Source organism: Acidovorax sp. Q11 (assembly GCF_054950075.1).
Window position 1 is genome coordinate 275,568 of the sequence record NZ_JBUDZG010000001.1, and the last position, 20,358, is coordinate 295,925.

Annotated in this window: 16 protein-coding genes and 4 pseudogenes; 7 read left to right on the top strand and 13 right to left on the bottom strand. The window is 67.4% G+C overall.

The window, feature by feature from the left end:
* Positions 1–82: 82 nt before the first annotated feature.
* From ACYZGB_RS01255 to ACYZGB_RS01265, 3 genes and pseudogenes are all read left to right on the top strand, one after another.
* Positions 83–1,117 (top strand): annotated as a pseudogene (locus ACYZGB_RS01255) (4-oxalomesaconate tautomerase); the annotation flags it as partial.
* Positions 1,106–2,021 (top strand): annotated as a pseudogene (locus ACYZGB_RS01260) (Bug family tripartite tricarboxylate transporter substrate binding protein). The pseudogenes ACYZGB_RS01255 and ACYZGB_RS01260, both read left to right, overlap by 12 nt.
* A gap of 75 nt (positions 2,022–2,096) precedes the next feature.
* Positions 2,097–3,161: a porin gene (locus ACYZGB_RS01265; RefSeq protein WP_462386367.1), complete on the top strand. Its 1,065-nt coding sequence runs from the start codon at positions 2,097–2,099 to the stop codon at positions 3,159–3,161.
* 266 nt (positions 3,162–3,427) lie between these two features.
* Here ACYZGB_RS01265 and ACYZGB_RS01270 read toward each other — a convergent pair whose 3' ends face one another.
* The 3 genes from ACYZGB_RS01270 to ACYZGB_RS01280 are packed head-to-tail and all read right to left on the bottom strand — an operon-like array spanning position 3,428 to position 6,811.
* Complete coding sequence (locus ACYZGB_RS01270) at positions 3,428–4,219, bottom strand: citryl-CoA lyase (protein WP_462386368.1); 792 nt, start codon at positions 4,217–4,219, stop codon at positions 3,428–3,430.
* A gap of 13 nt (positions 4,220–4,232) precedes the next feature.
* The gene (locus ACYZGB_RS01275) at positions 4,233–5,750 is read right to left on the bottom strand and encodes a class I adenylate-forming enzyme family protein (RefSeq protein WP_462386369.1); all 1,518 of its coding nucleotides are present in this window, start codon (positions 5,748–5,750) and stop codon (positions 4,233–4,235) included.
* Between the two features lie 29 nt (positions 5,751–5,779).
* Positions 5,780–6,811, bottom strand: a complete 1,032-nt coding sequence (locus tag ACYZGB_RS01280; RefSeq protein ID WP_462386371.1) for a tripartite tricarboxylate transporter substrate binding protein — start codon at positions 6,809–6,811, stop codon at positions 5,780–5,782.
* Positions 6,812–6,915: 104 nt separating this feature from the next.
* Here ACYZGB_RS01280 and ACYZGB_RS01285 point away from each other — a divergent pair, with 104 nt between their 5' ends.
* The 3 genes and pseudogenes from ACYZGB_RS01285 to tcuB form a co-directional block, all read left to right on the top strand.
* Positions 6,916–7,743 carry an IclR family transcriptional regulator gene (locus ACYZGB_RS01285; protein ID WP_462386372.1) on the top strand — a complete coding sequence of 276 codons (828 nt, stop codon included), beginning with the start codon at positions 6,916–6,918 and terminating at the stop codon, positions 7,741–7,743.
* A 243-nt stretch (positions 7,744–7,986) separates the two neighbouring features.
* Positions 7,987–8,107 (top strand): annotated as a pseudogene (locus ACYZGB_RS01290) (LysR family transcriptional regulator); the annotation flags it as partial.
* A 62-nt stretch (positions 8,108–8,169) separates the two neighbouring features.
* A pseudogene (gene tcuB, locus ACYZGB_RS01295) lies at positions 8,170–8,440 on the top strand (tricarballylate utilization protein TcuB); the annotation flags it as partial.
* A gap of 28 nt (positions 8,441–8,468) precedes the next feature.
* Here the strand turns inward: tcuB and bufB are convergent.
* From bufB to ACYZGB_RS01310, 3 genes are all read right to left on the bottom strand, one after another.
* Positions 8,469–10,112 (bottom strand): MNIO family bufferin maturase, encoded by a 1,644-nt coding sequence (gene bufB, locus ACYZGB_RS01300; protein WP_462386373.1) that lies wholly within the window; start codon positions 10,110–10,112, stop codon positions 8,469–8,471.
* 143 nt (positions 10,113–10,255) lie between these two features.
* A complete protein-coding gene (gene bufA2 / locus ACYZGB_RS01305; RefSeq protein WP_462386374.1) occupies positions 10,256–10,549 on the bottom strand; it encodes a BufA2 family periplasmic bufferin-type metallophore in 294 nt (97 codons plus the stop codon).
* 188 nt (positions 10,550–10,737) lie between these two features.
* Positions 10,738–11,226, bottom strand: coding sequence for an NUDIX hydrolase (locus ACYZGB_RS01310; RefSeq protein WP_094289735.1), 489 nt, complete (start codon positions 11,224–11,226; stop codon positions 10,738–10,740).
* Between the two features lie 164 nt (positions 11,227–11,390).
* Between ACYZGB_RS01310 and ACYZGB_RS01315 the strand changes: the two genes are divergently transcribed.
* Positions 11,391–11,939: a beta propeller repeat protein gene (locus ACYZGB_RS01315; protein ID WP_462386376.1), complete on the top strand. Its 549-nt coding sequence runs from the start codon at positions 11,391–11,393 to the stop codon at positions 11,937–11,939.
* Between the two features lie 54 nt (positions 11,940–11,993).
* Here ACYZGB_RS01315 and ACYZGB_RS01320 read toward each other — a convergent pair whose 3' ends face one another.
* From ACYZGB_RS01320 to ACYZGB_RS01350, 7 genes are all read right to left on the bottom strand, one after another.
* Positions 11,994–12,503, bottom strand: a complete 510-nt coding sequence (locus tag ACYZGB_RS01320; protein WP_462386377.1) for a GNAT family N-acetyltransferase — start codon at positions 12,501–12,503, stop codon at positions 11,994–11,996.
* Between the two features lie 17 nt (positions 12,504–12,520).
* Positions 12,521–13,225, bottom strand: a complete 705-nt coding sequence (locus tag ACYZGB_RS01325) for a riboflavin synthase subunit alpha (RefSeq protein WP_462386379.1) — start codon at positions 13,223–13,225, stop codon at positions 12,521–12,523.
* Positions 13,226–13,303: 78 nt separating this feature from the next.
* Positions 13,304–14,662 (bottom strand): esterase-like activity of phytase family protein, encoded by a 1,359-nt coding sequence (locus ACYZGB_RS01330; RefSeq protein ID WP_462386380.1) that lies wholly within the window; start codon positions 14,660–14,662, stop codon positions 13,304–13,306.
* Between the two features lie 157 nt (positions 14,663–14,819).
* On the bottom strand, positions 14,820–16,196 hold the full coding sequence (locus tag ACYZGB_RS01335; protein WP_462386381.1) for an MATE family efflux transporter: 1,377 nt from the start codon (positions 16,194–16,196) through the stop codon (positions 14,820–14,822).
* Positions 16,193–16,723: a L,D-transpeptidase family protein gene (locus ACYZGB_RS01340; RefSeq protein ID WP_462386383.1), complete on the bottom strand. Its 531-nt coding sequence runs from the start codon at positions 16,721–16,723 to the stop codon at positions 16,193–16,195. Before ACYZGB_RS01340 ends, ACYZGB_RS01335 begins: the two co-directional genes overlap by 4 nt.
* A 5-nt stretch (positions 16,724–16,728) precedes the next feature.
* Positions 16,729–18,435, bottom strand: a complete 1,707-nt coding sequence (locus ACYZGB_RS01345) for an NAD(P)-binding protein (RefSeq protein WP_462386384.1) — start codon at positions 18,433–18,435, stop codon at positions 16,729–16,731.
* 265 nt (positions 18,436–18,700) lie between these two features.
* Positions 18,701–20,356 carry a polyamine aminopropyltransferase gene (locus ACYZGB_RS01350; protein WP_462386386.1) on the bottom strand — a complete coding sequence of 552 codons (1,656 nt, stop codon included), beginning with the start codon at positions 20,354–20,356 and terminating at the stop codon, positions 18,701–18,703.
* Positions 20,357–20,358: the final 2 nt, after the last annotated feature.

Consider the following 20,358-nt stretch of genomic DNA (forward strand, 5'->3'; position numbering starts at 1 on the left):
TAAAGCCTATTGCGCGGCATGCATCAATCATTGCCAACAATGCAATTCACAGATCAGAGAAGGCGCCGCACCATGCCGACCCATGAGCACCAACCTTCCTTGCGTTCTGATGCGTGGCGGCACCTCCCGGGGCCCGTTCTTTCTGGCCGACTGGCTGCCGCAGGCCCCCGAGGCCCGCGACCGCACGCTGATAGCGGCCCTGGGATCGCCGCATGAGCTGCAGATCGACGGCCTGGGCGGCGGCAACTCGCTGACCAGCAAGGTCGCCATCGTCTCCCGCTCCACGCAGCCCGACTGCGACGTGGATTACCTGTTCGCCCAGGTCAGCGTGCAGGAGGCCCGTGTGGACACGCGGCCCAACTGCGGCAACATGCTGGCGGGCGTGGGCCCCTTTGCCATCGAGCAGGGCTTGGTGGCGCCCTCAGGCCAGGGCACAACCCGGGTGCGGGTCTACAACGTCAACACCCGCTCACGCATTGACGTGCAGGTGCGCACCGCCGGGGGCCAGGTGCACTACGACGGCGACGTGCGCATTGACGGCGTGCAGGGCACAGCCGCCCCGGTACTCATGAACTTTCTGGACGCCTGGGGCGCTGTCACCGGCCAGATTTTTCCCACCGGCCAGCGCATCGACCATATCCAGGGCCTGGATGCCACCTGCATCGACGCGGCCCAGGTGATGGTGCTGGTACGGGCCGCCGACCTGGGCCTGCGCGGCGACGAGACACCCGCAGAGCTGGACGCCAACACCGCCTTGCACAACCGTCTGGAAGCTTTGCGCCTCGAAGCAGGCCAGCGCATGGGCATGGGCGACGTGACGCACAGCGTTTTGCCCAAGCCGGTGATCGTGTCACCGGGCGCGCAGCCGGGCAGCGTGGTGTCGCGCTACTTCACCCCCCACCAGTGCCACCGCTCGCATGCCGTGACCGGCGCCATTGGCGTGGCCGCTGCATCGGTACTGCCGGGCACGGTGGCCACCGACGAACGCAGCACCCCCAGCGCCGGGCTGCGCCGCGTGGAGGTGCAACACCCGGCGGGCCGCATCCAGGTGGAGATGGAACTCAGCGAGGTGGATGGCCAGTTCAAGCTAGTGCAGGCCACGCTGGTGCGCACCGCCCACGCGGCCTACCCCGACAAGCCCGTCACACTGGTCGTTCCCACCGCCGCGGGTGGTGGCAACGACGGCATGGCGCGTGTGGTGGCGCTCAAGCTGCCCACCCTGCTGGGCCAGCAGATGATTGTGGAAAACAAAGCCGCTGCCAACGGCGCCATTGCGGCGGAATACGTAGCGCGCGCCGCACCGGATGGACACACCATTTTGTTCGGCTACATCGGCACCCATGGCATGAGCCCCGCTCTGCAAAAGCTGCGCTACGACCCCATCACGCAGTTCGAGCCGATTGGCATCGGTGAGCTACTCACCCACGCTGATGGTGGTGAACCCCAAGGTGCCCGCCAAGACGGTGAGCGAGCTGGTGGCGCTGAGCAAGGCCAAGCCGAAGGACTTCAACTACGCCTCGGCGGGCAACGGCACGGCACCACATTTCTCGGCCGATATCTTCAAGCTGGAGAGCGGTGTCCAGATGGCCCATGTCCCCTACCGGGGCGCGGCGCCTGCCATGAACGACACCATGGCCGGGCAGACGCAGGTGATGTTCCCCAGCCTGTTCTCGACCTACCCCCATGTCAAGAACGGCAAGCTGCGCGCGCTGGCCCTGGCCGGGCCCAAGCGCTCGTCGCTGCTGCCCGATGTGCCCACGCTGGAAGAGGCAGGCGTCAAGGGTGTGGAGATCACCCAGTGGTATGCGCTGTTCGCACCCGGCAAGACGCCGCGCCCCGTGATCGACCTGCTCAACAAGACCCTCAACACCGCGCTGGCAGACAAGGATGTCGTGCCGCCGCATCGAGGAGCAAGGCGCCGTGGTGGACACCAGCACGCCCGAGCAACTGGCCCTGACCGTGAAGCAGAAACTTGCCAAGTGGAAGGGTGGGTGCTGAAGGCTCAGCTCACACCGGACTGACTGGTGCCGACGGAGGCCCAGCGGGTCACGTGAGAGCCGTGCTACCCGCCCGTATTTCGACAACAGGAGACATGCATGAAGAAAATTGTGGCAGCGGCTTGCGCTGCATTCGCCACCCCCTGCGCCATGGCGCAGAACGCGGGCGTGACGCTGTACGGCGTGGTGGACCTGGGCCTGCGCAACGGCAGCGGCCTCACCGCATCCAACGCGCCTGCGCCGGGCTCCACCCACAGTCTCGGCAGTGGCATCCACACCACCAGCCGCTGGGGCCTGCGCGGCAGCGAAGACCTGGGCGGTGGCGCCAAGGCACTGTTCAACCTGGAGAGCGGCCTCAACGCCGACACGGGTGCACCGGCCAACGCCACGAAACACTTCGACCGCGCATCCTGGGTGGGCCTGCAGGGCGACTGGGGCACGCTGGCCCTGGGCCGCCAGACCACCACGCTGGCCGACGCCATCTCGCCCGTGGACCCGCTGGCCATGCGTTTTGCCAGCTTCAACCCCAACATCGGCGTGACCGCACTGAGCCAGCATGGCCTGGGCATCGAGTACGGCAGTGCTGGCGCCAATTCGGGCTCGTACCGGCTCGACAACGCCATCAAGTACACCGGCCGCTTCGGCGGCTTCACGGCACGTGCCATGTGGGGCATGGGCGAAGTCGCATCGCAGGCCTCGGCCCTGTCGTCGCGCGGCGTGGGCCTGGCCTGGGCTGCTGATGGCTTCGTGGTATCCGGCGCCTACCAGAGCTTCAACGACACCAACAAGCGCTCGCTGGACGCCACCACGTTGGGCGCCGCGTACCAGTGGGGCAGCGTGCGCCTGGCCGCCAATGCGGGCCGCAACAAGGCCGAAACGGCGGCAGGCCGCTTCACCGTGCAGCGCGTGTTGTCCGCCGGTGGCACCTGGGCGGCCACGCCGTGGGTGGACCTCACAGCGGCCTACTACAAGGTGGACCGCGCACGCACCGGCGCCGCCGACGACGGCCACGGCCGCCTGGTGGCATTTGCCGAGTACAAGCTCTCGCGCCGCATCAAGGTGTATGCCGAACTGGACAACACACGTTGGCGCAACGGATTTCAAGGTGCTGCGAACAAGGCCACGGCCAACGGCATCGCGGCGGGTGTGGTGCACACCTTCTGAACCCTGGGCGTCGAGCCGGCAGGCCCTGCACCAAACCACCGACGAAACCGCCGCCCAACCCCACTTGGTCCAGGTCACGTAAGCTGCATCGCTGGCAAGGTAGACACAGGCGCGCCTCGGCAAAGAGGCGCTGCACGTCGGCCATGCCGCCCACCAGGGGTGACGGCCGTTCCGCCCTCAACCTGTATGTATGAGTGCCATCGTTTCCTCGGTCGATGCTCCAGCCCGGGCCAAGGGCAGAGCGGGAGGATGCTGCGAAGCCGCGTTCACACAGGGGCGGCCTTGCCGGACCCGCCGACGAACGGAATCGCGTGCTCCACCGTGTCCCAGATGAAGCGGCCCGAGGGGCTGCTTTGCTCCTCCACGATGTGCGCCACCAGCCCGGCCGCGCGCGAGATCACGGCAAAGCCGCGCATCACGGTCGTGGGCACGCCGATCTCGCCCAGCAGCGCGGCCACAGCGCCGGTGGCGTTGATGGTGATGGGGCTGCCTGCCACCTCATCCACGGCTTTGGACAGCGTCTCCAGCGCGCGGATCTTGTCGCCCTGCAGCTCGGACTCGGCACGGCCCATCTCCAGCAGCTTGTAGGCGCGGGGGTCCACGGGCTTGTGCAGGTGGTGGCCGAAGCCGGGCACAGGCGATTTGAGCCCCTTGTAGTGGCGCGCAATGGCCACCGCTTCCGCCTCAGGGTCCTGGGCCGCCGCGATGCGATTGAGCAGGCCCGAGCAGTTCTCCATCGTGCCCACAAAGGAGCTGCCCACGGCCAGCAGGCCCGCGCTGACAGCGCCCTGCAGGTTCTCGGGCGCGCTCATGTAGATGAGCCGCGTGGCAATGGCGCTAGGGGTAAGGCCATGCTCCATGAGCACGATGAGCACCACGTCGGTGATGCGCAGGTCCACGCCGCGCGGCGCACGGCCCAGGATCTGCATCAGCATCACCTCGGTGAAGGTTTTGTGGCCCATCAAGTCTTCCACCAGATTCGCATCGCGGTAATGCAGGCTGGTGAGGGTGTGGGTGCACAGGCGGGTGACGGGGGTCTTGGAAGCAGGGTGGGTCATGACATGGGTTCCTTCAGGCAGTGGCCGTACCGGCCAGGGCCGCATCGCGCACGGCGGACTTGAGCACCTTGCCCACGGGCGAGCGCGGCAGGCTTTCGTGGAAATGGATGTGCTTGGGCGTCTGCACCGGGCCCAGGCGTTCGCGCACAAAGGCGATCAGCTCGGCCTCGCTCGCGCGCTCGCCGGGGCGCAGCTGCACGGCGGCCTGCACGGTCTCGCCCCACTTGTCGTCGGGCAGGCCGAACACGGAGCATTCGTGCACCGCCGGGTGCTGGCCCAGTGCGTTCTCCACGTCCACGGGGTAGACGTTGAAGCCGCCGGTGATCACCATGTCCTTGAGCCGGTCCTTGAGGTAGAGAAAACCCCGCTCGTCGATCAGGCCCCGGTCGCCGGTATGCAGCCAGCCGTCCACCAGGGTCTCGGCGGTCTTCTCGGGCAGGCGCCAGTAGCCGGTCATCAGCAGGTCGCCACGCGCCACCACCTCGCCCACCGCGCCGGTGGGCAGCAGGCGGCCATCGGGCGCCATGATGGCCACATCGGTGAACCAGGTGGTGCGGCCCACCGAGGCTAGGTTGCGCTCGTCCTCGAAGTCCTCAGGGCACAGCACGGTCAGGATCTGCGGCGCCTCAGTCTGGCCGTAGGTGGTGCCCAGCACGGGGCCGAAAAAGTCGCGCACCTGGCGGATCTTCTCTGGCGGCATGGGCGCGCCGCCGTAGATGAGGCGTCGCAGGCACGGAAAGTCCGCGCGCGACGCACCGGGCAGCGCCATCAGCATGTAGACCAGCGTGGGGGGCATGAAGCACACCGTGCCGCCGCGCTCGCGAAAGGCCGTGCGCACCGCCTCGGCGCCCGCGCCCACCAGCACCACATGGCAGCCACCCTGCGCCAGGATGGGCAGGATGTACGTGGAGGTACCGTGCGTGATGGGCGCGGCCACGATGTAGCGCTCGTGCTCGTCAAAGCCCCAGGCATGGATCTGGTTGGTGATGTTGGCTATCCACGCGCGGTAGGGCTGCATCACGCCCTTGGGCGCGCCGGTGGTGCCGCCAGTGAACTTGATGGCCTGGGTGGCGTCGTCCGGCAGGTCCAACTGCGGGCGTAGCGCGCCAGCGTGCTCTGCGGCCAGGCCTGCCAGCGTGGTGGCGCCTTCGGCGGCCTGCGCGCCGGTCAGCACGCGAGCGCCGGGTGCGCCATCGAGCAGGTCGGTACAAGCGGCATCCAGCACCAGCAAGGTGGGCTCGGTTGCGTCGATGATGCGGCGGATTTCAGGCCGGGTGCTCTTGGGATTGAGCGGCACCCACACCTTGCCGCAGGCCAGCACGGCCAGCAGCGCGGCGATGTGATCGGCGCTGTTGCCCGCGCAGATGCCCACGCGGCTTTGGAGTGTGGGGTCGATGGCGGTGAAGCCCGCCGCGAGCGCGGCCACGCGGGCGGCCAGAGCGTCGTAGCGGATGGCGCCCTCGGGCGCGTCGATGGCAATGCGGTCAGGCCAACGCTGGGCGGCCCGCCAGAAGAAGTCGATGGGAAACATGGCAGAGGTGAGGTTGTGTGGGTGATCCGTCACTCGGCCGATGCGCCGGACTCTTTCACCACTTCACGCCAGCGCTTGATCTCGGCGGCGGCAAACTGGCGCATCTTGTCGGGGGTGCCCCCTTCGGGCGTGGCGGCCAGCTCCTGCAGGCGCGTGCGCACCTCGGGCTGGGCCAGCACCTTGTTCAGGGCGGTGTTGAGCTGCTCGACCACGGCGCGCGGCGTGCCCGCCGGTGCGGCCAGGCCAAACCACGACTGCACGTCAAAGCCCGCGTAGCCCGACTCGGCCAGCGTGGGCACATCTGGCAGCAGGGGCGAGCGCTGTGCGCTGGTGATGGCAATGGCGCGCAGCTTGCCCGCCTGCACGTGCGGCAGGGCCGACGGCGTGTTGTCAAACATCGAATCCACCTGGCCGCCCAGCAGGTCGGTGACAGCGGGCGCGCTGCCCCGGTAGGGCACGTGCAGCATCTTGAGCTTGGACTGCATCTTGAACATTTCGCCCGAGAGGTGAATGGACGAGCCGCTGCCCGAGGACGCAAACGTGACGCCGTCCTTGGACTCCTTGGCGTAGCGCACGTAGTCGGCCAGGTTCTTGATGGGCAGCTTGGGGTTGACCACCAGGATGTTCGGAATCTTGGCGATCAGGCCAATGGGCTCGAAGTCCTTGACCGGGTCGTAGCCCAGCTTGGGGTACAGCGTGGCGTTGATGGTGTTGGCGATGGTGTACACGTAGAGCGTGTAGCCATCGGTCGGCGCACGCGCCACAGCCTCGGCGCCCACGTTGCTGTTGGCGCCCGCGCGGTTGTCCACCACCACGGGCTGGCCCAGCTGGTCGCCCAGCTTGGCGGCCACGAGGCGCGCAATCACGTCCGTGGCGCCGCCCGCCGCGTAGCCCACCACCAGCTTGACCGGTTTGGCGGGCCAGCCGGAGGCATTGGGCTGGGCCTGCAACGGCATGGCGGCACCGCAGGCCAGTGTGGCTGCCAGCGCCAGCAGCGCGCGGCGTGGCAGGGTTGACGAAGCCGTACGCTGACCCAGCGCGGCGGGGGGGTGTGGGCTCATGGTGTCTGTCTCCGTTGGTTTTTGGAAAAATGCCGTCTTGGCGCCCTGCCGTGGGCTCTGCGGCACACTGCGCACTGGTGGCGTTGACGAACAAATTCTTTCCCATGCCTTCCCAATCTGCGAATTCAAACGTCCGCCAGCCGGACGAACGCACCCGCAAGCAACCGACGCCTGAACCGGCCGACGACCCCGGCAGCCGCACGCTGCGCCGGGGTTTGCAAGTGCTGGACGCCGTGCTGGCCCAGGGCCGCGACGGAGCGCGCGTGGTGGACCTGTGCCGCGCCACAGCGCTGGAGCGCGCCACGGTCTACCGCCTGCTGGCCACGCTGCTGGAAAGCGGCTATGTGGCCCAGCGCGGGCGCTTTCGTTACGTGGCGGGCTCGCGCTTGTCCGCCCTGGCCGAGCCCCCGGGTCAGCCCAACCTGGCCGTGCGCCTGGCGCCTGTGCTGGAGCGCGTGAGCCGCGCCTGTGGCGATGCGGCCTTTGCCATCGTGCGCGAAGGCCCTACCTCACACTGCATTGCGCGCCATGTGGGCACACACCCGGTGCAGATGCTGGTGATCCAGGTGGGCACGCGCCAGCCGCTGGGCGTGGGCGCTGCGGGCCTGGCGCTGCTGGCCGCGCTGCCCGATTCCGAGGTGCAGGCGTGCATCGCCGCCAACGCGCGAGAGCTGCCGCGCTACGGCGGCATGACGCCCGAGCGGCTGCAGATCCTGGTGCGGGCCACGCGCGAGCGCGGCTGGTCGGTGGTGGGCAACCATGCCACGCAGGGCGTGTTGGCCGCCGGAATGGCTGTGCGCAACGCGGCGGGTGAACCGGTGGCGGCGATCAGCGTGGCATCGACCGTGGACCGCATGCCCCGCGAGCGCCAGCAATTGATGGCGCGCTGGATGCGCGAGGCGCTGGCGGCGTTGCTGCCCCATGGCATATGAACGGGGCTACGCCACGCTCGGGCCCGGCACCGGCCTGCACACTGCATGAACGCGCCAAGCTGTCTACTCTAGATAAAGCCTTTTTGCGCTCAATGAAAAAGCGCCAGGCAGCAATTTGCCACCCACCCACGGCTTCCCATGCGCTCCGCCCGCCATGCCGATGACCGTGCCCTCTGGTCAAGCCACCCGTAGGCCCTGAGGCCCCCGGTAGAACTGAGACAGCTGCGCTACTACGTGCGCGTGATGGAGCAGGGCTCCATGAGCCGCGCTGGACCCGGACGCGGTGCAGTCCGCGCTCAGTCTGCAGATCACGCTGCTGGCGAGCGAGCTGGCCACGCGGCGGCTGCAGCGCACGCCGCTTGGGCATAAAAAAGGCTTCCCCGCCTGATGGCATTGCCTCATTAGCTATCAATACAGGAGCAAACCATGCAAACGCTGGAAGCCCTGAAACGGGACACCCGCGCCCGCGCTGGCGAATGGCGACGTCATGCTGTGTGTGCGAGAAACCGAAGTGCCCCGCCAGCTACAGATCTGCAGCGCCTGCCTGCACGCCTGCCAGTACGCGCCGCCGCACGAGTTTGCAGTGAACAGTCCGCAGGCCATGGCGCAGGTGCGCGGCCAAACCTACGCCGACTACACTTGGCCCCCCGCACTGTGCCAGCTCTACCAGCGCAATGGATTGACCGTCGCGCTGGCGCCACCAGAGTGGCCGACCGGATGTGCCGCTATCCATCACCCCCATCCGCCCGCACCAGCCCATCGTCCAGCAGCTGCGCAAGCCAGCCGCCGAGCACGGTGGGGTCGCCTTGCCACAGCCCACTGCCCAGCAGCGCCGTGCAGGCGTCGTGCACCGAGGCACCGGCATGCAGCGCTTGCATCCAGGCAGCCTCGGTCGCGTCGAGCGTGCGAAAGTGCGGCTGGTGCCCTTTGCGCCAAACCAGCAGCGTGGCAGGAGAATGCAGGGCCACGGCCTCGGGCACATCGTCGTCGGTGTGGATGGCGTTCCACACCGCCACGACGTTCGTCGTGATCGTGTGCAGCAAGGCGCTTGGGTGCAGCACGCCGGGGCAGGTGGTCCAGGTGTCCGACGCCTGGGCTGCCGCAGTCTCCAGAGTTGGTACATCGGCGCTGTCAAAGCGGGTGCGCAGGTCCCAGTCGAGCTGGGCCAGTTCGTGCAGCTCAGGGTTGTTGGGATATTGCACGCGCAGCGCTTCCACCAGGCCTTCGCCGTAGCGGTTGAGGCTGCGTGCACGCGGCGGGTGCGCCACCGCAAACGCGCGGGCATGCGCGTCGAAGCTGTCGGCCCCCATGTAGAGAAACGTCTTGGCGTAGGTGTCTGCAAGCACTTCGGACAGCCGCGCGCGGTAGGCGTGGTGGTAGATGGGCAGGCGGCCGGTGACAGGGCCATCGGGAGTGCCGGGCGGCAGCGCGTCGGCCAGCACCTGGTCGGCAAAGTGGCGCTGTACTGCAGCCAGTGGCAGTGGGTCCAGTGCGGGGGCCAAGGTCATGGCGGCAGCGGTGGCGGGTTCGGACGATCCCACGTGCTCCGCCGCTATGCGCCGCGCCGTCGCCATTTCATCGAGCAGCTCGTCCAGCGGCGGGATATGGTCGTCGCGCTCGATCATCGCGGCCACCGCGCCAAAACGCTGGCAGGCCTGGGCGTACCAGTCCCACACCGGCTGCGCCACAGGGTGGTCGTGCGTGTCGATGATGTGGTCGCCGTTGTCGCTGTGCCCCGCCAGGTGAATTTGCTGCACGCGGTGCGCGGGCAGGGCATTCAGGTAGGTCAGTGGGTCGAAGCCGTGGTTGACGCTGCTCACATAGATGTTGTTCACATCCACGAGCAACAGGCAGTCGGCCTCCTCAGCAATGTGGGCCAGAAACTGCCATTCGCTCGCGCTGTCGTGCCGGTAGCGGACGTAGCTCGACACGTTCTCCAGCACCAGCCTGCGGCCCAGCACATCCTGCGCGCGGCGGATCTGCGTGATCACGTGCCGCGCAGAGGCATCGGTGTAGGGCAGCGGGTACAGGTCGTGCAACTGCTCGGGGCCAGGGCCCGTCCAGCACAGGTGGTCGGACACCCACAGCGGTTCGATGCGGTCGGCCAGCGCCTTCACGCGCTGCAGGTAGGGCAAGTCCACGCCCTGCGCCGCACCGATGGACATGGCCACGCCATGCATCGCCACGGGGTAGTCGCGCCGGATGGCATCGAGCACCGCCAGCGGCTTGCCACCATCGATCAGGTAGTTGTCGGTGATGATTTCCAGCCAGTCCAGTGGCTGCTTGTGCGCCAGGAAATCGGCGTAGTGCTGCGTGCGCAGCCCCAGGCCAAAGCCGGTGCCGCGCGTGGCGAGGAGTTCGTGTGCCATGACTCAATCAAATGGAAAGCATCGGCCAAATGCGATGCAACTGGCGCCACCCAAGGCGAGCACCGCCGCGCAAGGGCCGCCCCGCCGCGCTGGCGGTGTCCCCTTGGGGGATGGCGCGCAGCGCCTCAGGGGGGCTTCTTGCCTTATCCCTTGATATCGCCGATGGTGCCCTTCTCGCTCAAGCACTGCGCAGCCGTCTTGGCCTTGAAGCCGTGGCCCTTGCAGGCGTTCTGGCCCTTGCAGCTGTGCTCGGCGGTGGCGCAGTCGCTGTTGCCCTTGCAGTCGTGCACGTTGTAGCAGTGCACCTTGTCGTTGGCAGCGACGGCAGCACCCTTGGAGCCCTTGGGCGCATCGGCCGCAAAGCTGGTGGATGCCAGTGCCAGCAGGGCGGCAGACAGGGCGAACGAGGCAGTGGTCTTGGTGTTTGTGGACAGCATGGTGGGTAACTCCGTAAACGTTGGGGGATGAGTCATCAGGCGGGTAGATCACGCTGCACAGTGCCGCGCTTTCTGCCTGGGAATTCGTCCCCCGCACGCTGCGGGTTACATGCCGTCCAAAAAAAAACTTTTACGTTGCGCCTCGGCGCTATTGCGCTATTGCGCTATTGCGCTATTGCGCTATTGCGCTATTGCGCAGAGGGTTCGGTCACCGAGATGTCGGTGTGCACCAGCGTGAGCGGAAAACGCTGGCCTGCGAGGTAGTCCTCCAGGCAGCGCAGCAGCAGCGGGCTGCGGTGGCGCTCGGGGCAGGCGCGGATCTCGTCGGCCGTGAGCCATAGCGTGCGCACGATGCCGGTGTCCAGCGTGCGCCAATCGTGGTGCGTGCCCAGCGTGCCCGCAAACGCAAAACGCATGTAAGTGAGGTCGTCACCGGTGCGGGTTTTGGTAAAGCGGTTGAGGTACACACCAATCAGCGCCGTGGGCTCGAAGTCGTGCGCGGTTTCTTCCAGCACCTCGCGCGCGCAGGCCTGGATGGGCGACTCGCCCGGGTCCAGGTGGCCTGCGGGGTTGTTGAGCTTGAGGCCGTCCGTGGTTTCTTCCTCGACCAGAAGAAAGCGGCCATCGCGCTCGATGAGCGCGGCCACGGTGACGTTGGGTTTCCAGCGGTGGGGCATGGTCAGCATTATCGCCAGCACGGATGACGGACAAATGCCATGCCTAAACGCTGAAGTCGTTCAGCACCAGCAAAGCGCAGACAATGACCTCCGCTGGGGCCATGGGCGCGCGCCCATTCTCAGCGCGCCGATACTGAAAAAAGCGAAACCAAGGAAGAATTGCCATGCGTTTTCAGGCGCTAGTGCTCATCGCTGCCACCGCAGCAATCACCGCCACGGCTGCAGAGCCACCAAACACCTTGATACAAGCGATCTCGGGTGTCTACAAGTACCGTTTCCCCAATGGGACCATTGACGGAAAGGAAACCTGGACGTCCGAAGACATTGTGGAAATCGTGCCGATAGATGCGCGCAACATCTATTTTCGTGCCGAGTTGCAGTTTGCCAATGGGCACATTTGCAGCCTGAGTGGTGCTGCCTCATATGACCGTGGCGGTTTTGTTTACCGCGATGCGGAATTCGACTCCATCTGGAAGCAGCGCTGCGTCCTGCGACTGCGTCTGACGGGCAAGTATCTGGAGTTGACCGACCCGGACCCTGAGACCGGCGAGTCCACGTGCCGCATGTATTGCGGTATGCGGGGCAGCTTCCTCGACTACCGCATTGTGCGCAGCTCGCGCCGGACCATTCGCTACTTGCCAAGACTAAAGGCTTCTACCCAGTACCATAATGCGCTTGGGCAGATTGCCGCGCCAGCAGACGCCTCCCGGTAGCCATCCTGCTGTGTGCAGCCTTGCATGACCGGCTCCCCCTTACAGGTGGAAGTGCTACAGAGTGTCCAGGCGCCTCAACAGGTACTCCGCATCGCGCCCATAGGTGGACAGGCGCTCGCGTTGGGTGGCGTCCTGTAGAGGGTAGCCGGCGTAGCCGTAGTGTTTCCAGTAGCCCTGCGAGCCCTGCACCGAGACCAGCGCCGTGTGGCGCAGCCCCTCTTGCACAGCGCGCTCCCACAACGGCGCGAGCAGCGCCCGTGCCAGCCCCTGGCCCGCGCAGGTGGGCAAAACGGCCATGTCGTGCAGGTACAGGGTGTCGGCAGCTGGCACCACCTCAAAGTCGCCATGCAGCGGGGTGACCTTGCCGCGCACGCTGCGGTAGGCCGCCAGGTAGGCGCACACCTTGCCACCCTGGTCCAGCACCAGCGAACAATTGGCCGGGCTGGCAAGGCGGCGCGCAAACACGTCGCCGCTTTCGACAAAGCCCTCGCCGTAACAGGCCAGCTGCACGGCCAGCAGGTCGGCCAGGTCGCTCAGCGCCAGCGGGCGCACCACCACGGACATGAGTGGGCTTGGTTCAATCAGTGCGGCAGCACGGGCGCCTGCACAAAGTCGTCCAGCGACAGGCCCTTTTCCTTCAGCAGCGCCTCCAGCACGGGCTGCAGGCGGCCCAGGCTCTCCTGCACGGCCTCGCGCACGGTGTCCACCACCACCTGGGTGCTGCGCTCGATCTCGATGTTCAGGCGGTCGCCCACCTGCTTGGTTTCAAACACCGTGGCGCGGCGGGTCTCGGGGATCATCCAGATCTCGAACCAGCCCTCTTGCCGGTTCACCTCGGCCACCGTGAGGCTGGCACCGTGGATGGCGATGTAGCCCTTGGCGAAGATGTAGCGGCGAAACGCCTCGGGCACAGCCACGCGCCACACCAGGTTGTTGTCGAACTCGCGCCGCTCAATCAGCGTGCCGGTGAAGTCCACATGGCCCGACAACGGGTGGCCGCCGATCTCGGCGCCGTCCTTGGCCGCGCGCTCCACGTTCACGCGGTCACCTTGGCCGTAGCTGCCCAGCGTGGTGATGTTCAGGCTCTGCAGCATCACGTCGAAGTTGGCCTGCGTGGGCGACAGGATTTCGGTGACCGTGAGGCACACGCCATCGGTGGCCACGCTGGCGCCAATGGCCAGGTCCTGGCAGAAGCCCTCGGGGAAATCGAGCGTGAAGGTGCGCAGCCCTGCGCGGTCGTGGATGGCGGCAATGCCTGCCGTGGCTTGGACGATGCCTGTGAACATGGTGGCGCGGCTTCCGGGTACGTTGGAACGGGAACCGGGAATTTTGCCACCCGGCCCCCACCGCGCGCTGGTGCTGGGTTACTTGGCGCGCAAGAGTTCGCCGACTTCCAGCAGCACAAGCTCGTTGTCATCCGCCTTGTTCGGATCGCGGCTGCTGCTGAAGGGCAGGTTGTTGTCGTTGCCCACCACGATGTGCGTGCTGTCCACGATGTCCACGTTTTCGATGGTGAAGAACGGGAAAGTCAGCACGCCGTTGTTCAGCGGCTTCCTGGCCAGGCGCTTGGGGTCCTGGATGTTCATGAGGTCGATGTAGCCGATCTTGCGGATCTCGCCGCCCACGTTGGCATCGCTCATCTCCACCTTGTAGACGCGCTTGAACTTGGCGAGGTCATGGAAGCAGTCCGCGCGCTTCTGGCCCTCTGGGCAGGCCTTGTCGGCCGTGCCTTCGCCGTTGTCGCGCTCGATGATGAGGCCCGTGCTGCCGTCGATCATGTTGAAGTCGCCAATCGCGTGGTGGTTGGCCTCCAGCACGTACTTCCAGTGGCGACCGGTCCATTGCTCGGTCTTCACATCGAACTCCAGCACGCGCAGGTATTGCTTGCCGCCCACGTTTTCGTAGGCCTTGGCGTCGTCGTTCCACAGCGCGCCTTCGAGCAGGGCGTAGAGCTTGCTGCCGTCCTTGGAGGCGGCCATGCCTTCGTAACCCTTGGAGCGCTTGACCTCGAACGGCGTGGGTTTCGCGTCGGGTGCGCCGGGCATCAACACGCCAGGCGCATCGGGCGAGCGCACGACCCTGCCGTCCACCTTGGTCTCGAACACCGCCAGCACCTTGCCGCCCAGGTCGGCCTTGATGAGGAAGGGGCCGAACTCGTCACCGATCCACAGCGCACCACCGGCAAACTGGAAGCTTTCGGGGTCGAAGTCGGCGCCCGTGAGGTAGCGCTTTTCAGTGCCTTCGTGGGTGATGCGGAACGGCACCTTCTTGTCGGGGTCGTGCAAGAACACGGTCTGGCGGCGCTGGAACTGGCCGCTGGCAAAGTCCACGCCGTAGTGGCTCAGGTGCAGCATGAAGTCGGGCGAGTTGGCCTTGGAGCCCGCGCCGTTGTCGGTGAGGATCCAGAACGACCCATCGGCCATGCGCTTGATGCCCGAGTGGCCTTGGATGGGCTGGCCCTGGAAGGGCAGCGACACGCCCGTGTTGCGCCCGCCGGACTGGCCCATCACCGTGCCCACGGCCTCCACGCGGCGCGGGGTGGTGAACTTGCCTGCAACCTGCAGGTCCTGCGGCGCATCCTTGGGTGCGGGGATGACGGTGAAGGCCGGCAGCACAGCGTGGCCGGCCAGGGTGGCGGGGTAGGCCTGCTGGGCGATGGCAGAAGGGGAAACGGCGGCGCAGGCAATCGCGGCGCAGGCGGCCAGGACAGAGAGTCGGGACATGGTGGCTGGGGCAAAAAAAGTAAAACGTCCACGATGCCGCCAGCGCGTGACGGGGCTGTGACGGCCATGCCGATAGCTTGGCGAGCAGGGCTCCGAGATAGCTATTATTTTTATAGCTATTCAGGATTACCTATCAGGCGCAGAAGCCCTTTTTTGATCAGATCAGACGCTGCACCGCCTGGCGCCGCCACACGCCATGGAAGTACAGCCCCTGCAACACCATGGCGCACAGGTAGGTGGCGGGGTAGGCCGCCCAGGTGGCGACCAGGCCCCACTGGCGGCCCAGCACCCAGCCCAGCGGCACGATGAGGCAGGCCAGGCAGCCCAGCGAAATGAGCGTGGGCGCCAGCACCGTGCCGCTGGCGCGCATCACGCCCGAGTACACGCTGGCGCGCCCGAAGAAAAACGCGCCCCACACGGTGATGCCCAGCACGCTCGCGGCGATGTCGATCACCCGCGCGTCGGCCACAAACAGGCCCACCACCCAAGGCGCGGCAGCAAACACCAGCACGGCCAGGCCACCGGTGAGCCACAGGTTCATGCGCATGCCGGTGCGGGTGACGGCCACCAGCTGCTGCCCCTGGCCCGCACCAATGGCCTGCGCCGCAAACACCGACGACGCAATGGCCACGGCCATCGCCGGGAACAGTACATACGACATGACCTGGCTGGCCGCGCCCCAGGCCGCCGTGGCGGCCGAGCCATGGGCGTTGACCAGGCTGAGCAGGCCCAGGTCGGCCAGCGAGCCGGTGATGAAGAACAGGCCCGTGGGCACACCCAGCCGCACCAGGGTGCGCAGCAAGGCCGCGTCCAGCCGCACCTGCGCCAGCAGCGCCCGCGTGGGGGCCAGCACATGGGCGCGGCGCCGCAGGTGCCAGGCCGTGTAGCCCAGCGAGCACAGCGTGGCCAGCAGCAGCGCGGCCACGCCGCCCAGAATGCCCAGCGCAGGCAGCCCGAGGGCAGGCACGCCCTGGATGAACGGCGGCGCACACGCCACCGTGACCGACAGCGACACCACCAGCGCGCGCAGCGGGGTGACGGTGTCGCCCGTGCCGCGCAGCAGTGCGGCCGTGAGCATGGAGGTGAACAGCACGGGGAACAGCACCATCATCCCCCGTGCATAGGCCACCGCCTGGGGCAGTACATCGGCGGGGGTGCCCAGCAGCAGCATCAGGGGCTGCACGACCACCACCCCCAGCGCAGCCAGCACCAGGCCCAGCAGCAGCCCCGCGCACAGCGTGGTGCCCGCCACCGCGTGCAGACGCGCATGGTTGCGTGCACCAAAGGCCTGGCCCACCAGGATGGACGCCCCCGTGCCCAGCCCGAAGATGAAGGCGCTGAGCAACAGAAACAGTGGCATGAACGAAGCCACGGCCGCGAGCGAGCCCGCGCCCAGCAGCCGCCCCACGTAGATGTGGTTCACCGTGCCGGTGAGTGCCTGCAGCATGTTGGTGAGCACCAGCGGGCCCAGAAAAACGAGGAAGCGGCGGTTGAGCGAAGGCGCCGGGCTGGCGGGGTGGGCCGGGTCTGTCATGGCGCTGTGCCCTCCGTGCGCTCTGTGGTCCAAGGGGTTGGGGTGCTGTGGATGGTCACCCGCGTGCCCACCACCACCCGGTCAAACAGGTCGATCACATCGGCATTGGCCAAACGCACGCAGCCGTGCGACAGCGGCACACCCATCGCGCAGTCATCTGGACAGCCGTGGATGTAGATGTACCGGCGCAGCGTGTCCACCGCACCACCCCGGTTCACGCCGGGCTCGCAGCCGGTGAGCCACAGGATGCGGCTCAGGATCCAGTCGCGCCCCGGGTGGGCGGCGGCGAGTTCGGGCGAATACACCTCGCCCGTGGCCCGTCGCCCCACAAACACCGTGCCGGGCACGCAGCCCGCGCCCACCTTGGCGCGCACGCGGTGCTGGCCGCGCGGGGTGCAACCGCTGCCATTGCGTTCGCCCACGCCGTTCAGCGCGGTGGAGATGCGGTAGCTGCGTTCCGTGGCCCCGTCCACCACCAGGGCCAGCCGCTGCTGCGCCACGTCGATGTGCAGTTCGGTGCCCGCCATCGGGGTCAGCCTGCGGCCACCAGGCCCGCGCCGTGCCCGCGCGTGAAGGCTTCTTCAAACACCGAGTAGCCCGACCAGTCGCTGTGCGCAAACGCCAGGCGCGCGGTGGTGGGCGTGGGGATCCAGGGTGTTTGCTCTTCTTTTGATAGCTGTTTGCGCTTGCTGGTCGCGCGGTGAAGGCCAATTTTGCTCAAATATTCCAGCACCCCGGGCGTGGGGATGGCCATGGCGTGGCCGTAGCGGGTGATGTCCACGCGGGTGGCGCGTTCGCGCAGGTCGGGGTGGGGCACCGAGAGCGCGTCCAGTGCGGCGTTGGCCCAGTGCTGCCAGGGCTGGGTGGCCAACTGCCGGCGGCCGTCGGCCAGATCGCCCAGTGCCTGGTAGTAGGTGAGCACGGTGGGGCCGGTGAGGGCGGCGCGCGGGTCCAGGCGCTGGTGGCCCGCGTTCACATAGCCCAGGCCCCCGGCCGTGGGGTCGGCATAGAGCACGTTGTCCCATGCGGGTGCGGCGCCGGGGCGGTCGGCCAGCGGGCTGTGGATGTGGATGTTGGCCACCAGCCAGGGTGCCCACTGCAGGCGCTGCGCTGCGCCCGTGAGAAAGGCCGGCGGCTGCTGCACCACCCGCGCCGCCAACAGCACGGGCAGCGCCACGATGCACTGCGGCGCCACCCAGCGCTCCACGTTGCCAGTACGGTGGTTGAGCGCATCCACCTCCACGCCGTGGCGGCTTTCGGTGATGCGCAGCACGCTGGTGGCGGTGCGCAGCTGGCCGCCACCGTGGGCACTGCTCTGCAGGGGTTCGGCCAGGCGCTGGGTGAGCCAGCCATTGCCTTCGGGCCAGGTGAGCACGCTTTCGCGCGCTTCGTCCACCGCCTCGCCAGGCGCATGAAACCCGTGGCGGCTGGCAAAGTAGTGGATGCCCGCCCAGGCCGAGACACGGTCGGCGCCCGCGCCGTAGTCGTCGCGGCAGCAGTAGTCGAGGTACCAGCGCAGGTGGGCATCATGAAGCCCCTGCGCGGCCAGCCAGTCATCAAAATTTATAGCATCCAGCGCTTGATGGGCAGGCGCAAGCGGCTGTTTTTGGCTCCATAGCTTGAGCGCAGGCATCGCAAACCGGGCGGTGCGGGCCTCGGCGTCCACGGCCCGGGCAAAGCGGCGGTACTGCGCCAGCGTGGCCTCGCCCACGCCGTGCACGGGCAGCAGGCCCTCTTGCCATTCGCCGTCAAAGAACAAACGCTCCTGCGGGCTGTGGCACAGGTGGCGTTCGTCGTACTGCCAGCGCCCGGCCACACGCTGGCGCACGCCCAGTTCTTCAAGCAGGTCCTGCACCTCGCGCGCGTCGTCGCCGGGCACAGGCAGGTAATGCGCTCCCTGCGGGCAGGTGATGCCGTTCACGGCGCCGCCCCGGCTGTTGCCGCCGGGGGTATCTTCCAGCTCCAGCAGGGCAAAGTCGTGCACGCCCGCCAGCCGCAGCGCGCGTGCTGCGGCCAGCCCGGCCACGCCACCGCCTGCAATGACCACCTGCGCGCGGCGCACCACGGCGGGGGCGGGCAGGCTGCCGGTTTTCAGCAGGTCGCGCAGCTGGTGGCCTCGGGCCATGTCGATGCCGGTGAAGCCGCCCTCCAAGACGGGGGGGGCCTTATCGCAACCCGGCAGGAGCACCGTTGCGGCAGCCGATGCGGCGGCGGTGGCGAGGAAATGGCGGCGTTGCATGGCGTCGAAGTCTGTTGTCAGAGTCTGCGGTCAATCGTCCCAAGCCGCCCGGACGGAGCCTGCCCGCGCAGCGCTTCGACAGGCTCAGCGTGAACGGTCTTAGGGACCTGCGGGCCGCCTGGCATGCGGCTGCGTGTCACAGCGTGCCGCACATGCTCTTCGATACCGGCACGCGCCCCGGCCCGTGCACGCGTGGAGCTGGCTTTGCCGGGCCACCGGGTGCGTCCCCCTGCGGGGCAAGCGGCGCAGCCGCTCAGGGGGGGCATCAGTGCTTCCCCCATTCGCGCTCGTAGGTGTGCACCAGGGCCTGGTTGGACAAGCGGTTCACCTCTGCGGGCACCCGCGCCATGTCCAGCGGAAAGTCGAACAGCAGCGGTAGCGAAGGCAGGCTCAGAAACCGCAGGCCATCCGGCAGCGCATCGGGCATGCGCCAGGGCCGGCGGCTGGCGATGATGAAACCCCACTCGCCAAAGCTGGGCACATGTGCGTGGTACGGCGCGGTTTGCAAGCCCACGGACTCGATGGTGTGCGCCACCGTCCAGTAACTCTTACGGGCCACCAGCGGGGACGTGGTCTGCACCACCGCATAACCACTGGCCGCCAGGCGCTTGTCCAGCAGCGCATAAAAGCTGTTGGTGTAGAGCTTGCCGATGGAGAAGTTGGTGGGGTCCGGGAAATCCACCACGATCACATCGAAAAGGGCTGTCGCCCCCACGCTCCCCGCTCCGCGTGGTTCGCTGCCCCCCGCGGGGGCCTTCGCGCCTTCGGGCGGCCGGGCGGCGCTCACGCTGCCTTGCTGCAGCCAGCCAAACGCATCGGTGTTGACGATGGTCACCTTGGGGTTCAGCAGCGCATGGCCGTTCAGGCGCGCAAGCGTGGGGTTCTCGCTGAAGATTTTTGTCATGGCCGGGTCCAGCTCGACCAGGGTGACGGACTCGACCGAGGGGTACTTGAGCACCTCGCGCACGGCCATGCCGTCGCCGCCGCCCAGCACCGCTACCCGCTTGGGCGCCCCGTGGGCCGCCATGGCGGGGTGCACCAGGGCCTCGTGGTAGCGGTACTCGTCGCTCTGCGAAAACTGCAGGTTGCCGTTGAGGTAGAGCCGATGCCCCGCACGCCCCTGGGTCACCACAATGCGCTGGTAGGGCGATGCGGAGGTGAACACGATGCGGTCCTGGTAGAACTTGTCCTCGGCAAAACTCGTGATGTGCTCGGCCCCCGCCAGCGCGGCCAGCAGAATGCCCAGCACCATCACACAGGCCGCCAGATGCGCCTTGAGCCGCCGCAGCTCGTGCCGGAACAGCCACACTGCCCACAGCGCCACGGCCGCATTCATCACGCCAAACAACAGCCCCGTGCGGATGAGCCCCAGGTGCGGCACCAGCAGCAACGGAAACGCCATCGACACCGCCAGCGCGCCCAGGTAGTCAAACGTGAGCACCTGCGAGACCAGGTCCTTGAGCGCCACGTTGCGCTTCAAGATACGCATGACCAGCGGAATCTCCAGCCCCACCAGCGTGCCCACCATGAGCACCATGCCGTACAGCAGAAACCGGAACGCCCCCGGCGTGTAGGCATTGGCCAGGAACAACGTGGCGGGCAACAGCCCCCCAATCAGCGCCACCAGCAACTCGATGCGCAGAAAGTGCGCAGGCAGCTGCCGCTCAAAGTACCGCGACAGCCACGAGCCCACGCCCATGGCAAACAGGTAGGTGCCGATGATGGTGCTGAACTGCAGCACCGAATCGCCCAGCACATAGGACGCGAGCGCCCCCGCCGCCAGCTCGTACAGCAGCCCGCAGGCGGCCACGACGAAGACGCTGATGAGCAGGGCGATTTCGATGGGACGCGGGCCGGTGGGCGGGGCCGGTTCCGCCAGGTGCGGCACATCCGTCAAGTCCGGCAACGGAGCTTGCGGCATGG

Coding starts and splice junctions, on each gene's coding strand:
- ACYZGB_RS01265 (WP_462386367.1), top strand. CDS start 2,097: ATGAAGAAAATTGTGGCAGCGGCTTGCGCTGCATTCGCCACCCCCTGC.
- ACYZGB_RS01270 (WP_462386368.1), bottom strand. CDS start 4,219: ATGACCCACCCTGCTTCCAAGACCCCCGTCACCCGCCTGTGCACCCAC.
- ACYZGB_RS01275 (WP_462386369.1), bottom strand. CDS start 5,750: ATGTTTCCCATCGACTTCTTCTGGCGGGCCGCCCAGCGTTGGCCTGAC.
- ACYZGB_RS01280 (WP_462386371.1), bottom strand. CDS start 6,811: ATGAGCCCACACCCCCCCGCCGCGCTGGGTCAGCGTACGGCTTCGTCA.
- ACYZGB_RS01285 (WP_462386372.1), top strand. CDS start 6,916: ATGCCTTCCCAATCTGCGAATTCAAACGTCCGCCAGCCGGACGAACGC.
- bufB (WP_462386373.1), bottom strand. CDS start 10,112: ATGGCACACGAACTCCTCGCCACGCGCGGCACCGGCTTTGGCCTGGGG.
- bufA2 (WP_462386374.1), bottom strand. CDS start 10,549: ATGCTGTCCACAAACACCAAGACCACTGCCTCGTTCGCCCTGTCTGCC.
- ACYZGB_RS01310 (WP_094289735.1), bottom strand. CDS start 11,226: ATGCCCCACCGCTGGAAACCCAACGTCACCGTGGCCGCGCTCATCGAG.
- ACYZGB_RS01315 (WP_462386376.1), top strand. CDS start 11,391: ATGCGTTTTCAGGCGCTAGTGCTCATCGCTGCCACCGCAGCAATCACC.
- ACYZGB_RS01320 (WP_462386377.1), bottom strand. CDS start 12,503: ATGTCCGTGGTGGTGCGCCCGCTGGCGCTGAGCGACCTGGCCGACCTG.
- ACYZGB_RS01325 (WP_462386379.1), bottom strand. CDS start 13,225: ATGTTCACAGGCATCGTCCAAGCCACGGCAGGCATTGCCGCCATCCAC.
- ACYZGB_RS01330 (WP_462386380.1), bottom strand. CDS start 14,662: ATGTCCCGACTCTCTGTCCTGGCCGCCTGCGCCGCGATTGCCTGCGCC.
- ACYZGB_RS01335 (WP_462386381.1), bottom strand. CDS start 16,196: ATGACAGACCCGGCCCACCCCGCCAGCCCGGCGCCTTCGCTCAACCGC.
- ACYZGB_RS01340 (WP_462386383.1), bottom strand. CDS start 16,723: ATGGCGGGCACCGAACTGCACATCGACGTGGCGCAGCAGCGGCTGGCC.
- ACYZGB_RS01345 (WP_462386384.1), bottom strand. CDS start 18,435: ATGCAACGCCGCCATTTCCTCGCCACCGCCGCCGCATCGGCTGCCGCA.
- ACYZGB_RS01350 (WP_462386386.1), bottom strand. CDS start 20,356: ATGCCGCAAGCTCCGTTGCCGGACTTGACGGATGTGCCGCACCTGGCG.